Here is a 14,722-nt window from a genome sequence, read left to right on the forward strand (position 1 = left end):
TGCTTCTCCTGAAAGGGTTATGAGTGGGCGGCGGCCGTTAGAGGCCGAGTTCGTTGAGGACGGGCAGCTTTTCGCGCACCCAGGCCCGGGCTTCGGTGGCACTCGGTGCGGACAGCGCCAGTTTGGCCAGGTCCTGCGCTTCGGCCAGTGTGACGGTCTTGAGCACGGCGGCCACAGCCGCCAGCGAGCGTGCGGTCATGGACAGTGTGGTGACACCCAGTCCCGTCAGCACGACGGCGAGGGCGGGATCCGCTGCCGCTTCGCCGCAGACGCCCACGGGTTTGTTGTGGCCCTCGGCGCGCGAGCCTTCCACAGTGAGGCCAACAAGGCGCAGCACGGCGGGCTGCCAGGGGGTGTTCAGCGCGGCCAGCGGGCCGAGCTGCCGGTCGGCGGCCATGGCGTACTGCGTGAGGTCGTTGGTGCCGAGGCTGGCGAAGCCCACCTCGCGCAGGATGGATTCGGCGGTCAGGGCGGCCGAGGGGACCTCCACCATTACGCCAGGGGTCTTGATCCCGGCGTCGGCGCACATGGAGGCGAAGCGCGCGGCTTCTTCCGCCGTGGAGATCATCGGGGCCATGACCCACACGTCCGCCTCGGACTGCTTCTCGGCCAGCGCGATGGCTTCCAGCTGACGGTCCAGGACGCCGGGCGTGGTGAAGTCCGTGCGGTAGCCGCGGACGCCCAGGGCGGGGTTGGGCTCAGTGGAGTCGGTCAGGAAGGGCAGCGGCTTGTCGGCGCCGGCATCGAGCGTCCGCAGCACAACCTTCTTGCCCGGGAAGGCATCGAAGACGCTCTTGTAGGCCGCGGCCTGCTCTTCCACGGAGGGCTCGGTGTCCCGTTCCAGGAAGCAGAATTCGGTGCGGAAGAGCCCTACGCCCTGCGCGCCGAGTTTGGCTGCCGCTTCGGCATCCTTGCCGCCGCCGACGTTGGCGAGGAGGGGCACCAGGTGCCCGTCCGCCGTCGCGCCCGTTCCGCTGAATTCGGCGAGCAGGGAAGCGGTGGCCGCCCAGGCTTCTGCTGCGGCACGCAGGGAATCGTCGGGCTCGGCCGTGATGGTACCGGCCGCGCCGTCCACATAGACTTCCATGCCGTCCGGGAGCTGGTCCACACCGACTGCCGCCACAACGGCCGGCAGGCCAAGGGAGCGGGCGATGATGGCCGTGTGGGACTGGGGTCCGCCGCCCGCCGTGACGAGAGCCAGGACCTTGTTCGGGTCCAGGGTGGCGGTGTCGGCCGGCGCCAGGTCTTCGGCCACCAGGACGAACGGCGTGTTGGAGGCGGGGATTCCGGGTGCGGGCACGCCGCGCAGCTCGGCGACGATCCGGGCGCGCACGTCCAGGACGTCGGTGGCGCGCTCGGCCATGTAGCCGCCCAGGTTGTGGAGCATTTCAGAAACGGAGGAGCCGGACTCCCAGATGGCGCGCTCACTCGAGACGCCGCGGGCAACCAGTTTGGCCGCGCCCTTGATCAGCATGGTGTCCTTGGCCATCAGTGCCGTGGCCTCCAGGACGGCCTTGCCGTCGCCCGTGGCGTGGGCGGCGCGTGCCTTCAGCTCGTCATGCACGGCCTGCGATGCCGTCTTGAGGGCGGCAGTGGCGTCCTCGGCCGTGACTCCGGCGGGCAGTTGCTCGCCCGCTGGCGGTTCACTGATGGGCTTGGGCATTTGGCGGATGGTGCCGATGATGCGGCCGGGGCTGACGCCTACTCCTGGGAAGTTCTGCACTGAAGGTCCTCATTCTCTGCCGGTAAGCAGGCCCCGCCGTTCGTCTGCCCGGGCGGTTGCCCGGACCGTCGCAACGGCTACGTCCGACGGCGTTTGCGGTGCCTGAAAAAATTGTATGTGATGCACTTCATATAGCGTTGCTATAGGTGCTAGGGTAGCGGTTATGAGTTTCGATGGCCAGCTTCCGCCCAAAGTTCGGCTGCTGCGTGCGGCCGCCGAGCTGCTGGCCAAATCGGCGGGCGCGGCCGTTTCAACCCGCCAGATCACGCAGCTGGCAGGAGTCTCGGCGCCGACGCTCTACCACCACTTCGGTGACAAGGAAGGGCTGTTCGACGCCGTCGTCGCGGCGGGGTTCGAAGAGTACGTGGCCGGTGAACGCGATTTCGCGCCGTCCGGCCAGCCGCTGGAAGATATCCGGCGGATGTGGGACAACCATGTCCAGTTCGGGCTGAACCAGCCGGAACTCTACCTGGTCATGTTTGGCAACATTCGCCCTGAGAGCCGCCCGGCCATCGTCGCCGATGCCGAGGCCCTCATGGAGGAAATGCTGAACAAGGCTGCGGTGGCGGGGCAGCTGAACGTCCAGCCGCGTGAGGCAGCCAGGAGCATCCTGGCGGCGAACGTGGGCGTGACGCTCATGCTGATCGCGGAGCCTGCCGCGGACCGGAACCTTGAACTATCCACCATGACCCGGGACGCCATGATTTTTGCGGTGTCCGCGGAACAGGCCAGCGGCACCCCGGAAGACTCCGGAAAGTCGTCGGTCGTGGTGGCAGCAATCGCCCTGAACGCCGCGCTCCAGGCGTCGCACTCGGACCAGCTCTCCAGCTCGGAACTCAAGCTCTTTCTCGAATGGCTCCACCGGATCTCCACCAGTTCCTCCAGCTAAGTCGTCGAAAATATCGGACCATCCTGCGGTGCAGCAGGAATCACGGTTAGGAAATCACATGGCAACAGAGACAGTTGCAAAACCCCGCACCAGCCTGCGGGTTGGCGTCCAGAAATTCGGGACGTTCCTGTCCGGAATGATCATGCCGAACATCGGCGCCTTCATCGCCTGGGGCATCGTCACGGCCTTCTTCATTCCGGCCGGCTTCACTCCCAATGAAGAACTGGCCAAGCTCGTCGGGCCAATGATCACCTTCCTCCTGCCGCTCCTGATCGGCTACACCGGCGGACGGATGGTCCACGGCGTGCGTGGCGGCGTCGTCGGCGCGGCCGCAACCATGGGCGTGATTGTCGGTACGGACATCCCCATGTTCATCGGCGCCATGATCATGGGACCGCTGACCGCCTGGATCATGAAGAAGCTGGACAAGGTCTGGGAAGGCCGGGTCAAGCCGGGCTTCGAGATGCTGATTGACAACTTCACTGCCGGCATCGTGGCCGCCCTCATGGCCATCTTCGGCATGCTGGTGATCGGCCCGGTGGTGAAGACTTTCAGCAACGGCGCCAGTGCCGTCGTCGAATGGCTCGTCACCAACGGCCTGTTGCCGTTCACCAGCATCTTCATCGAACCCGCCAAGGTGCTGTTCCTGAACAACGCCGTCAACCACGGGATCCTGACACCCCTCGGCACGGAACAGGCCCTGCAAAATGGCAAGTCCATCCTGTTCCTGCTCGAAGCCAACCCCGGCCCCGGCGTGGGCATCCTGCTGGCCTACATGATTTTCGGCAAGGGCCTGGCCAAGGCGTCAGCCCCCGGTGCTGCCCTGATCCAGTTCGTCGGCGGTATCCACGAAATCTACTTCCCGTTCGTGCTGATGAAGCCCATCATCATCCTCGCCGCAATCGGCGGCGGCATGACCGGCATTTTCACCCTGGTGCTCACCGGCGCCGGACTGCGCTCCCCGGCAGCCCCGGGCAGCATCATCGCCGTCTTCGCCGCGACCGCCAGCGACAGCTACTTCGGGGTGGCACTGTCCGTGCTGCTCGCCGCCACGGTGTCCTTCCTGATCGCCTCCGTGATCCTGAAGTCCAGCAAGACCCCCGTCGGTGAAACCGAGGAGGACAGCCTCAGCGCCGCCACCTCCCGGATGGAAGCCATGAAGGGCAAGAAGAGCTCCGTCTCCTCCACCCTGACCGGCGCGGGAGCAACCACCGCCGTGATGGCAGGTCCCATCAAGAACATTGTGTTTGCCTGCGACGCCGGCATGGGCTCCAGTGCCATGGGCGCCTCGGTGCTGCGGAACAAGATCAAGGCGGCCGGCTTCCCCGACGTCAAGGTCACCAACTCCGCCATCGCCAACCTGAGCGACACCTACGATGTTGTGATCACGCACCAGGACCTGACCGAACGGGCCAAGCCCGCCACGGCCAGTGCCGTGCACGTGTCCGTCGACAACTTCATGAACAGCCCGCGGTATGACGAGATCGTGGAGCTGGTCAAGAGCAGCAACACCGAAGGAGCGGCTGCCCCTGCCGCCGCTGCTGCCGCCCCGGCAACTGCTGAGGCCGCACCTGAGGCCGCACCGCCGTCGGACATCCTGGTGGCAGACAGTGTGATCCTCAACGGCACGGCCACCACCCGTGACGGCGCCATCGACGAAGCGGGCAGGCTCCTGCTGGACCGCGGCGCCGTGGACAGCGGCTACATCGATGCCATGCACGAACGCGAGGAATCCGTGTCCACCTACATGGGCAGTTTCCTGGCCATTCCGCACGGCACCAACGCCGCCAAGGACCACATCATGAAATCCGCGGTGTCCGTGATCCGTTACCCGAACGGCATCGACTGGAACGGCAAGGAGGTCAAGTTCGTAGTGGGCGTCGCCGGCATCAACAACGAGCACCTGCAGATCCTGTCATCCATCGCCAAGGTCTTCACCAACAAGGCCCAGGTGGCCCAGCTTGAGGCGGCCACCACGGTGGACGAAGTGCTGGAACTCTTCGGAAAGGTCAACGCATAGTGAAGGCAGTTCATTTTGGGGCCGGGAACATCGGCCGGGGCTTCGTGGGGCTGCTGCTGCACCAGGCAGGCTACGAGCTCGTGTTCGCCGACGTCGCGGAGGAACTGATCTCGCAGCTCGCCGCCGCGGACAGCTATGACGTCCACGAAGTGGGGGAGAACCCCACGGTCCGTACCGTGGACAACTTCCGGGCGCTCAACTCCGGAACCCAGGAGGCGGACGTCGTGGCGGAAATCGCGACGGCGGACGTGGTCACCACCGCGGTGGGGCCGCACATCCTGAAGTTCGTGGCACCGGTGATCGCCAAGGGCATTGCTGCCAGGGCGGCGGGGCTGGCTCCGCTGCAGGTGATGGCGTGCGAGAACGCCATCAATGCCACCGACATCCTGCGGGACGAAGTGGCGGCTCAATGGGACGCCGCCGCGGGACCGCTCGAGGCTGCGGCCGTGTTTGCCAACACGGCCGTTGACCGGATCGTCCCCAACCAGGAGCCGGGCAACGGCCTGGATGTCACGGTGGAGACGTTCTACGAGTGGGTCATCGACCGCACGCCTTTCGGGGACAATGCGCCGGTCATTCCGGGTGCCACGTTTGTGGACAACCTGGAGCCGTACATCGAGCGGAAGCTGTTCACCGTGAACACCGGCCACGCCTCGGCCGCCTACTTTGGGTTCGAGGCTGGGCTCGGGAAGATCTCCGAGGCCATGGCGGACCAGGACGTCGCCGCCGATGTGCGTGCAGTCCTGGACGAGACCAAGGAGCTGCTGATCCACAAGCACGGCTTCAACCGCGAGGAACAGGAAGCCTACGTCGAGAAGATCCTGGGCCGGTTCACCAACCCGCACCTGCCGGACACCGTGAACCGGGTGGGGCGGGCGCCGCTGCGCAAGCTCAGCCGGCACGAGCGGTTCATCGGCCCGGCGGCGGAGCTGGCCGAACGCGGAATCGTGCCCGAGGCGCTGCTGGGAGCCATTGCGGCGGCCCTGCGCTTCAACGACCCCGCGGACGCCGAAGCAGCCGAGCTGGCGCAGATCGTGGCATCGTCCACGGCTGCGGAGGCCACGGAAAAGGTGACCGGCCTGACCGCCGAGCACCCGCTCTTCGCGGCTGTGGAGGCACTGGTGGAAGAAGTCAAAGCGGAGGCCAAGGTCTAGCGCGCACTTCCCAGAGCCCGACGCTCTCTCACTTTCCGTCGGTTTTTCGGCGACCCTCTCTTAGATCCGGTCCGGTTTACGCAGGCGCTCTCTCACCGCAGTTCATCAGGTGAGAGAGCGTTTGTGGTTTCCGCGCGAAAGGTGAGAGAGCGTTGGGGGCTTGGGGACAGGGAGTGAGAGAGCGTTGGCTGTGGCAGGCTGGGCTGGTGACTTCAGCGCAACATGACCCATCCGCCCTGCTCACCCTCGACGTCGACGGCGGGACCTTCCGCCTCCGCCACGCCACCCGGGCAGACCTTCCCGACATCCTGGAACTCCTGGCCGACGACCAGCTGGGTGCAACGCGCGAGGACAGCTCGGAAATGGCGCCGTACGAGCGTGCCTTCGAGGCGATCGACGGCGATCCGGCCCACCTTCTCGTCGTCGGCGAGCTCCTGGAGACGGGGGAGCCGGGGGAACCGGCCGGGGCGGTTGTCGCCACGTTCCAGCTGAGCTTCATCCCGGGCCTCTCCCGCCGCGGCGCCTGGCGCAGCCAGCTCGAAGCCGTCCGGGTGTCGGCGCGGCTGCGTGGCCTCGGGATCGGAGCGGCCATGGTGCAGTGGGCCGCGGAGGAGTCCCGCCGCCGGGGTTGCGCCCTGATGCAGCTCACCACCGACAAGTCACGCAAGGACGCCCACCGCTTCTACGAACGCCTAGGCTTTGCGGCCAGCCACGAGGGCATGAAACTCACGCTCTAATCCAGTGAGCTGACTTCTTGACTATTAGGTACCCTAACTATTAGGCTACCTAACTATGAGTGATGTTGAACTACCGCCGGCCTCCCTGCAGAACCTCGCCCAGGAATTCCGCGAGGCCCTCAGGCACAGCGTCTACCTGGTCCGCCGCCTCGATAACGAGGGTGAGCTCAGCGCCGCCCAGCTCAGCACGCTCAAGATGCTGCTTCACGACGGCGTCCGCGTGGGTGAGATTGCCCGGAACCTTGGCGTCAAGGTGCCCAGCGCCACCGAGCAGATCATCAAGCTGGAAAAAGCAGACCTTGTGCGGCGCGATCCCGACCCCGACGACTCCCGCGCCGTGCGCGTTGTGCTGACGGCGGAAGGCCGGGCCGCCGTCGCCTCCGCAAACGAGCGGCGCAATGCCGTGATGGCGAAAATCCTGGTGACCCTCAGCGACAGCGAACGTCAGGCACTGGCCGCGGCACTGCCGGTGATCGAAAAAATCAACAGCACCGTTCAGAACTAGAATCCCAGACTTAGGAGAACCCTTCATGGAAGGCCAGCTCGCCGCCACGCGGCCGGCAGTGGAAGAAACCCTCGAGGCTGAAAAGGCCTCCCTGATCAGGCAGCCAAAGGCGGTATGGGCCACGGCGCTCGCTGCCGTGTTCGCCTTCATGGGCATCGGCCTGGTGGATCCGATTCTCCCGGCGATCGCCAAGAACCTGGACGCCACGCCCAGCCAGGTCTCGCTCCTGTTCACGAGCTATTTCCTGGTTACTGCCGTGGCCATGCTGATCACCGGCTTTGTGTCCTCCCGGATCGGCGGCAAGAAGACCCTGCTCATCGGCCTCGCCGTGATCGTGGTCTTCGCCTCCCTGTCCGGACTGTCCGGCAGCGTGGGTGAACTGATCGGCTTCCGCGCTGGCTGGGGCCTGGGCAACGCGCTGTTCGTGGCCACCGCCCTGGCCGTCATTGTGGGCGTCGCGAGCGGCGGCGCGGGGACGGCCATCATCCTCTACGAGGCGGCACTGGGGTTGGGCATCTCCCTCGGCCCGCTGCTCGGCGCCCTGCTGGGCGGCTGGCAATGGCGTGCCCCGTTCTTCGGAACCGCGGTGCTCATGGCCGCAGCCTTCATCGCGCTCATCGCCCTGCTGCCCAAAACCCCGCTCCCGGAGCGGAAGGTCCGGCTCCGCGACCCGTTGCTGGCCCTGGGCCACAAGGGACTGCGCACGACGGCGGCCAGCGGCCTGTTCTACAACTACGGCTTCTTCACCATCCTGGCTTTCACGCCGTTCATCCTCGGCATGGACGCCTACGGAATCGGCGGGGTGTTCTTCGGCTGGGGTGTGTCCGTCGCGGTGTTCTCCGTCTTTGTGGCCCCCGTCCTGCAGAACCGTTTCGGGGCCACAAAGGTGCTGATGGGCACCCTGGCCGTTCTCATGCTTGACCTGGCCGGGCTGGGGCTGGCTGCCGGGCACTCGGTGCCTGCCGTCGTCGTCCTGGTGGTTGTTTCCGGGGCGCTGCTGGGCATCAACAACACGGTCTACACGGAACTGGCCATGGGCGTTTCGGATTCACCGCGGCCGGTGGCGTCTGCCGGGTACAACTTCGTGCGCTGGATGGGTGGCGCCCTGGCACCCTTTGCCGCGGCCCAGCTGGGTGAGCACTTCGGCCCGCAGGTTCCGTTCTTCGCCGGGGCGCTGGCCATGGTGGCGGCCATCGCCGTTGCCTTCGGCGGACGGCGATACCTGGCAGCCCACGAACCCCACGTGGTCTAAGGCGGACCCCCGGAGACAGTCCCGGAGAAGGTCCCGGCGACAGATAAGGCCCATGCTCGCGAAGAGCATGGGCCTTATCTGTCCGCTCGCGCGGGGTGCTGAGAGCGTCGGCTAGACCTTGACGGTCCCCTTCGGCACGAACAGCGTTTCCGCCTGTTCCAGCGACATGCCGTTGGTCTCCGGCACCTTGAACATCACAAAGAAGAACGACGCCGCCGCGAACAGCGCGTACATGGCGTACGTGAGCGGCAGCGAACCTGCCGCCATCACGGGGAAGCTCAGCGTGATGGCGAAGTTGGCGATCCACTGGGCAGCCGCGGCAAGGCCCAGGGCGCGGGCGCGGATCCGGGACGGGAAGATCTCGCCCAGCAGCACCCACACCAGCGGGCCCCAGGAAGCGCCGAAGCTGATCACAAAGACGTTCGCGGCCACCAAGGCAACCGGACCCCAGGCGCCGGGCAGCGAAATCTCCTCGCCCGAGCCGGTGGCCGAGGCGAAGGCCAGGGCCATGGCGCCCAGCGAAACCGCCATGCCCACGGAGCCGGCCAGCAGGATGGGGCGCCGGCCGATGCGGTCCACGAGTGCGATGGCCACCAGCGTGACCAGGATGTTGGTGACGGACGTGGCCACGGAGATGGTGAGCGAGTCCTTCTCCTGGAAGCCCACGGCCTTCCACAGCGTGGTGGAGTAGTAGAAAATCACGTTGATGCCGACGAACTGCTGGAGTACGGACAGCGTGATGCCGATCCACACCACGGCCTGCAGGCCGAACACCTTGCCGCGGAGCGAGCCCTTCTGGCCTGCGAGCTTGTCTTCCTCGATGGCGGACTGGATTTCGCGGATGTGGCGGTCGGTGTCCTCGGACGGGGCGATGGTCTGGAACACCTTGCGGGCCTCGTCCTCTTTGCCCTTGAACACCAGGAAGCGCGGGGATTCCGGCAGGGTGTACGCGATCCAGCCGTACACGACGGCGGGCACGGCGCCGGCGAGGAACATCCACCGCCAGGCGTCGATGCCGAGCCACAGCGGCTGGTCCGCGCCGCCGGCCGTGTTGGCAAACAGGGCGTCGGAGAGCAGGGCGGCAAAAATACCCGTGGTGATGGCAAGCTGCTGGAGCGAGGCGAGCCGGCCGCGGACGTGCCGGGGCGAGATCTCGGAGATGTACGCCGGGGCAATGACCGAGGCCAGGCCGATGCCGAGCCCGCCCACCAGGCGCCAGAAGATGAGGTCCCAGACGCCGAAAGCGAAGCCGGTTCCGGCGGCGCTCACCAGGAACAGGACGGCGCCGAGCTTCATGGCGGGAATGCGGCCGTACTTGTCGGCCACCTTGCCCGCCAGGTAGGCGCCGGCGGCGCAGCCCAGGAGGGCGACGGCCACGGCGAAGCCGGTGACGGCCTCACTGAGGGCGAATTCGCCCTTGATGGCATCTACGGCGCCGTTGACGACGGAGGAATCGAAGCCGAAGAGGAACCCTCCCACTGCTCCCGCGATTGCGAGGCCGATCACCTTGCGGGGAACGCCAGGGCGGCCTTCAGTGCTGGATGTGGACATGGATCTCCCTTGGGCTTTTGACGCGTTGGGTTTTTGGCTGTGCGGACATCGTTGACCACGGAACCGGCCCTGTTGGCCGGCGCACACGCGCTAAACAGTGTGCCACTTCACGCTGTGAGGTTCCACTTAGGGAAGGAGGGCCGACGACGGCGGGTGGTCCCGCCGTCGTCGTCTCCGGCCTGGCCGGGGGCCTCATCCGCGGCGTCACGCTGTGCAGGTTTCTAGCGGCCGTGGCCGACGGCCGTCCCGGACTTCCGCGGAAACGAAACGGCAGGCAGCCCGAAAGGCTGCCTGCCGTGACGTTCGCGCGAACGGGTGGCCTAGTGCGCCGGTACCGACTCCTTGGAGACGGCCTTCGGGTCCGTCAGCTTCTTGTTCGGCAGGGCGAAGCTGATCAGGAAGGCAATACCGGTGAGCACTGCGGCGGTGAGCATCACGGCGTCGATTGACTGCGCGAAGCCCTCGGTGATGGGGCGGGTGAGCACGGGATTGGCCGTGTGCAGCCAGCTGGTGTCGTTGAGGGAATCGTTGGTGGCGCCGTTCTGGAAGAACTCGTAGAGCTTGGCGTTGGCTGGGTCGGCGGCCATGGCGGGGTCCTTGAGGACCTTCAGGTAGTCGGCGTTCTGCATGGCGTCCTTCATGCCCGTGGCGATCTTGTCCGCGGCCAGGCTGAACAGCATGGAGATGAACACCGCGGTGCCCACTGCGCCGCCCATGGACCGGAAGAACGCGGCCGAGGAGGTGCCCACGCCCATGTCCTTCGCCGGGACGGAGACCTGCATGGCCAGCGTGAGCGGCTGCATGCAGAAGCCCAGGCCCAGGCCGAAGAACACCGCGATGACGCCCGGAACCCAGAGCCCGGTGTCCACGCCCAGCGAGAAGCCCATCACGACGGCGGCGGCGGTCAGGACGGCCGTCCCCATGATCGGGAAGATCCGGAAGGTGCCCGACGCCGAGATGGTCCGGCCGGCGGTGATGGAACCGGTGAGGATGCCCACGGTGAAGGTGATCATCATGAGGCCGGCCTCGGTGGGGGTGAGGCCCTTGACCAGCTGCAGGTACATCGGGAGCATCGCGATGGCGCCGAACATGCCGATGCCGATGATGAAGTTCAGCAGCGAAGACAGACCGAATGTGAGGTTGCGGAACAGGCGGAGCGGAATCAGGGCGTAGTCGCCGGCGCGCTTCTCAGCCAGCAGGAACGCGATGATGCCCACGACGCCCAGCCCGATGCAGAGGAGGGAAGCCGCCGAGGTCCAGCCCCAGCTGCGGCCCTGCTCGGCCACCAGGAGCAGTGGAACGATGGCCAGCGTAATGGCGGCGGCGCCCCAGTAGTCGATCTTCTGCTTGACGTGCTTGGCGGGCAGGTGCAGGTAAAGGAACACGACCGCCAGTGCGGCGAGGCCGATGGGCAGGTTGATGAAGAACACCCAGCGCCAGCCGTCGAAGCCCAGGATGGACTCCGAGCCGGCGAACGCGCCGCCCACCACGGGGCCGAGGACGGAGGAGATGCCGAAGACGGACATGAAGTAGCCCTGGAACTTGGCCCGGTCCTTCAGGGCCACGATGTCCCCGATGATGGTCAGCGCGAGGGCCAGCAGGCCGCCGGCGCCCATGCCCTGGATGCCGCGGGCGATGGCCAGTTCGGTCATGGAGTGCACGGAGCCGGCATACAGGGAGCCGGCCAGGAAGATCACGATCGCGGCGAGGTAGAGCGGCCTTCGTCCGAAGATGTCGCTGAGCTTGCCGTACAGCGGGGTGCTCACCGTGGAGGTGATGAGGTACGCGGTGGTGGCCCACGCCTGCAGGGAGAGCCCGTCGAGGTCGTTGGCGATGGTGTAGATCGACGTGGACACGATGGTCTGGTCCAGCGAGGAAAGGAACATGCCGAGCATGAGACCCACCATCACTGTGATGGTCTGACGCTTCGTCAGGACGTCCCCGGCTACGGGCCCGGCGGCGGTTTTGGACATGACTGCTCCATTACAAAGAAAAGGGAATCAAGCTTGATAGTTGCTTTCAGTAACTATCTTACTTTGAGATTTGTTCCCCTGCCCCGCCGAAATGAGGAATTAACTTAGCGTTCCACCAGGATTCCGTCCGGATCGCACCAGATCATGGCGCCGGGGCGCACCGTGACGCCGTCGATCTCCAGCTCCACATCCGTTTCGCCGGCGCCTTCCTTGGCACTCTTGCGCGGATTGCTGCCCAGCGCCTTGACGCCGAGCGGCAGGTCCGCCAGGACCTCACGGTCCCGGACGGCCCCGTTGATGACGACGCCGGCCCAGCCGTTTGCGACCGCGCTCGCCGCAATCATGTCCCCCATCAGGGCCGTTCGCAGGGATCCGGCGCCGTCCACCACCAGGACGGCACCCTCGCCGGGGGTTCCCAGGGTGGACTTTACGAGGGCGTTGTCCTCAAGGCACCGGATGGTGCGCACCGGCCCGCTGAAGTGGGAGAGTCCGCCCAGCGACTGGAACTGGAGCGCGATGGAATCGAGTTCCTCGCCCCGCTCGTCATAAAGGTCGGCGGTGTTGATGCTGCGGCTCTCGGGGGTGTCTGCGGGGGAAGCGGTCATTGGTCCTCCTCGGAACTGGCTGTGGACAACCCGCATGCAGGCTGTCATGCCCACGATAGTCTGATCGGACACCGATCATCTGTTCCCGGGGGAGCCGCAATGAGCCTGTCCGATCTGCCGGGGCACGTCCCGGACCCCTCCGTTGTTGCTGCGTCGCCGGGCGGAGGTTCGACGGCGGCGCTCGCCGAGCCCGAACGGCGCGTCCGTCCACTCTGGACCACCGGCGTGGTGCTGGTGAACGTGGGCATCAACGCGGCGTTCTTCGGCCCCATCCAGGTTCTACTCGGACAGCAGGCCGCGCACTTCAGCGAGGGCGACAAGGAAGCCATCCTGGCGCTCGTCACCGGAGCTGGCGCCGCTGTGTCCCTTGTGGCGAATCCGCTCTTCGGCGCTTTCAGTGACCGCACCACGTCACGGCTGGGCCGCCGCGTCCCGTGGGTGGTGTTCGGGGCCATCCTGGGTGCCGCCGCACTGATCGCCCTTGCCGGGGCGCCGAACGTCGCCGTTATGACCATCCTCTGGTGCCTGGTCCAGGCCGGCTGCAACGGCGCGTATGCCGCCATTACCGCGGCCATCCCGGACCGCGTGCCTGTGCCTCAGCGCGGCGCCGTGGGCGGGCTCGCCGCCATGGGGCAGACGGTAGGAATCCTGATCGGCGCGGTGATCGCGGCCGTCGTCAGCGGGAACTTCGGCCTGGGATACCTGGTGTGTGCGGCGGCGCTGATTGCCGGTGTCGCACTGTATTTCTTCAAGAGCGATGACGTGCCGCTGCCCGCGCAGGCCCGCCCGCCGTTCAGCCTGGCTGGCTTTGCCAGGGGTTTCTGGATCTCGCCTGTTCTCTACCCGGACTTTGCGTGGGCATGGCTGACCAGGCTGCTGGTGAACATCGGCAATCACATGGTGACTCTCTACCTGCTGTTCTTCCTGGCGGATGCGGTCCACCTGAAAGAGACGCAGGGGATCGAACCGGCCTTCGGCGTCCTGATCCTCACCGGCCTGTACGCGGTCATGGTGATCATCACCAGCGTGATCGGCGGCCCGCTCAGCGACCGCATGGGCAAGCGGAAGCCGCTGGTCATCGCCTCGTCCGTGATCATCGCCGTCGCATCGCTGATTCTCGCGTTCGCCCCCACCTGGGTCGGTGCCATTGCGGGCGCCACGGTCCTGGGCATCGGCTTCGGCGCCTACCTGGCTGTGGACTTTGCCCTCATCACCCAGGTCCTTCCCAGTGCTCTGGACCGCGGCAAGGACCTCGGTGTCATCAACATCGCCAATTCGCTCCCGCAGGTCCTTGCACCCCTGATTGCGTTCCCGTTCGTTACGCTGTGGGGCGGCTACGTGTCGCTGTATATCGCGGCCGCGGTGATCGGATTGCTGGGCGCCGTGTTCGTAGTGAAGATCAAGGGCGTGGACTGAAACCGGCCGCGGGGCGCCGCGGCAGAGCACACCGTTTTGACTAATGAGCGCCGGGAACGGTGCCGTATAGTGGACTCGAATTGCTGCGGCAGTGCTCTGATGGGGATCGCCTGACCGCTGTACGAAACCCACTCCCGGAACGCTGCTGATGCTTGAACTCAATTCAGATCTTCCCCCCATGGCTGCGCCGCCGACCCTGCCCCGACAACAGATCCGCTATGCCCGGATCCTGGATGCCGCCGCCGGATTTGCCCGGAAGGGCCTGGACTCCGTCAGCCTCTCCGAGGTCGCGGACAAGGCCAACGTCCCGCTGGGCACCCTGTACCGGTATTTTCCGTCCCCCACGCACCTGATGCTGGGGCTGTACCGGAAGCAGTTGGGCGAGCTGCAGGTGGGAAGCTGGCCGGAGTCGGACGGAAGCCGCGTGCATTCCCTGGCAGGCGTGGTGATGGAGATCTTCCACATGCGGCTGATGCAGCCGGCCGTGGAGCAGTGCCTGAGCAAGGGCGTCTACGCGAAGGACAAGGACACCACGGTTCTCCTGCGGGAGATCGACGCCCTGGCCGAGCAGGCGGTGACGGTGGCAAGCGGCGACGCCGCCAAGTCCCGTGTGCTGTTGCTGACGGTCTCCGGCCTGGTGCAGTCAGTCCGCTGCCGCCGGCTGTCGCTGTTTGAGGCCGAGGAAGACCTGAAGAAAGCCTGCTCGCTGCTGACCCGGTGCTAGTCCATGAGGAGCGCCCGGGGCACTCCTTCTCCGCTAGCCACGCTTCTCCAGTAGCGACGCTTTGCCAGTAGCGACGCGTAACTGGTCTAGACCAGTGGCTCGCTTCTGGAGGCATGTTTCTGTGACGTGGATCACCTAAATGAATGAAAAAACGTTTTATCACGGCCGGTGGT

12 protein-coding genes are annotated in these 14,722 nt (G+C 66.1%); 8 read left to right on the forward strand and 4 right to left on the reverse strand.

The window, feature by feature from the left end:
* Window positions 1–37: 37 nt before the first annotated feature.
* Window positions 38–1,723, reverse strand: a complete 1,686-nt coding sequence (gene ptsP / locus AC6JAC_RS00915; RefSeq protein WP_028271477.1) for a phosphoenolpyruvate--protein phosphotransferase — start codon at window positions 1,721–1,723, stop codon at window positions 38–40.
* A gap of 163 nt (window positions 1,724–1,886) precedes the next feature.
* Here ptsP and AC6JAC_RS00920 point away from each other — a divergent pair, with 163 nt between their 5' ends.
* From AC6JAC_RS00920 to AC6JAC_RS00945, 6 genes are all read left to right on the forward strand, one after another.
* A complete protein-coding gene (locus tag AC6JAC_RS00920; protein ID WP_028271478.1) occupies window positions 1,887–2,612 on the forward strand; it encodes a TetR/AcrR family transcriptional regulator in 726 nt (241 codons plus the stop codon).
* A gap of 58 nt (window positions 2,613–2,670) precedes the next feature.
* Window positions 2,671–4,632: a PTS mannitol transporter subunit IICBA gene (locus AC6JAC_RS00925; RefSeq protein WP_497963057.1), complete on the forward strand. Its 1,962-nt coding sequence runs from the start codon at window positions 2,671–2,673 to the stop codon at window positions 4,630–4,632.
* Window positions 4,632–5,786 carry a mannitol-1-phosphate 5-dehydrogenase gene (locus AC6JAC_RS00930; protein ID WP_028271480.1) on the forward strand — a complete coding sequence of 385 codons (1,155 nt, stop codon included), beginning with the start codon at window positions 4,632–4,634 and terminating at the stop codon, window positions 5,784–5,786. The genes AC6JAC_RS00925 and AC6JAC_RS00930 overlap by 1 nt, the downstream gene beginning before the upstream one ends.
* A 203-nt stretch (window positions 5,787–5,989) precedes the next feature.
* Window positions 5,990–6,523: a GNAT family N-acetyltransferase gene (locus AC6JAC_RS00935; RefSeq protein ID WP_497966739.1), complete on the forward strand. Its 534-nt coding sequence runs from the start codon at window positions 5,990–5,992 to the stop codon at window positions 6,521–6,523.
* A 55-nt stretch (window positions 6,524–6,578) separates the two neighbouring features.
* Window positions 6,579–7,028, forward strand: coding sequence for a MarR family winged helix-turn-helix transcriptional regulator (locus AC6JAC_RS00940; RefSeq protein WP_497963059.1), 450 nt, complete (start codon window positions 6,579–6,581; stop codon window positions 7,026–7,028).
* Window positions 7,029–7,053: 25 nt separating this feature from the next.
* On the forward strand, window positions 7,054–8,280 hold the full coding sequence (locus tag AC6JAC_RS00945; protein ID WP_497963061.1) for an MFS transporter: 1,227 nt from the start codon (window positions 7,054–7,056) through the stop codon (window positions 8,278–8,280).
* 111 nt (window positions 8,281–8,391) lie between these two features.
* On the opposite strand, the gene AC6JAC_RS00950 is transcribed toward AC6JAC_RS00945, so the two are convergent.
* From AC6JAC_RS00950 to rraA, 3 genes are all read right to left on the reverse strand, one after another.
* Window positions 8,392–9,831: a sugar porter family MFS transporter gene (locus tag AC6JAC_RS00950; protein ID WP_497963062.1), complete on the reverse strand. Its 1,440-nt coding sequence runs from the start codon at window positions 9,829–9,831 to the stop codon at window positions 8,392–8,394.
* A 320-nt stretch (window positions 9,832–10,151) separates the two neighbouring features.
* On the reverse strand, window positions 10,152–11,804 hold the full coding sequence (locus tag AC6JAC_RS00955) for an MDR family MFS transporter (protein WP_347897345.1): 1,653 nt from the start codon (window positions 11,802–11,804) through the stop codon (window positions 10,152–10,154).
* Between the two features lie 104 nt (window positions 11,805–11,908).
* Complete coding sequence (rraA, locus tag AC6JAC_RS00960) at window positions 11,909–12,409, reverse strand: ribonuclease E activity regulator RraA (RefSeq protein ID WP_347897347.1); 501 nt, start codon at window positions 12,407–12,409, stop codon at window positions 11,909–11,911.
* Between the two features lie 99 nt (window positions 12,410–12,508).
* Here rraA and AC6JAC_RS00965 point away from each other — a divergent pair, with 99 nt between their 5' ends.
* Window positions 12,509–13,825 (forward strand): MFS transporter, encoded by a 1,317-nt coding sequence (locus tag AC6JAC_RS00965; protein ID WP_497963064.1) that lies wholly within the window; start codon window positions 12,509–12,511, stop codon window positions 13,823–13,825.
* 148 nt (window positions 13,826–13,973) lie between these two features.
* Window positions 13,974–14,549 carry a TetR/AcrR family transcriptional regulator gene (locus AC6JAC_RS00970; RefSeq protein ID WP_028271488.1) on the forward strand — a complete coding sequence of 192 codons (576 nt, stop codon included), beginning with the start codon at window positions 13,974–13,976 and terminating at the stop codon, window positions 14,547–14,549.
* The last annotated feature ends 173 nt before the right edge of the window (window positions 14,550–14,722 follow it).

Source organism: Arthrobacter sp. KUASC02, assembly GCF_059739395.1.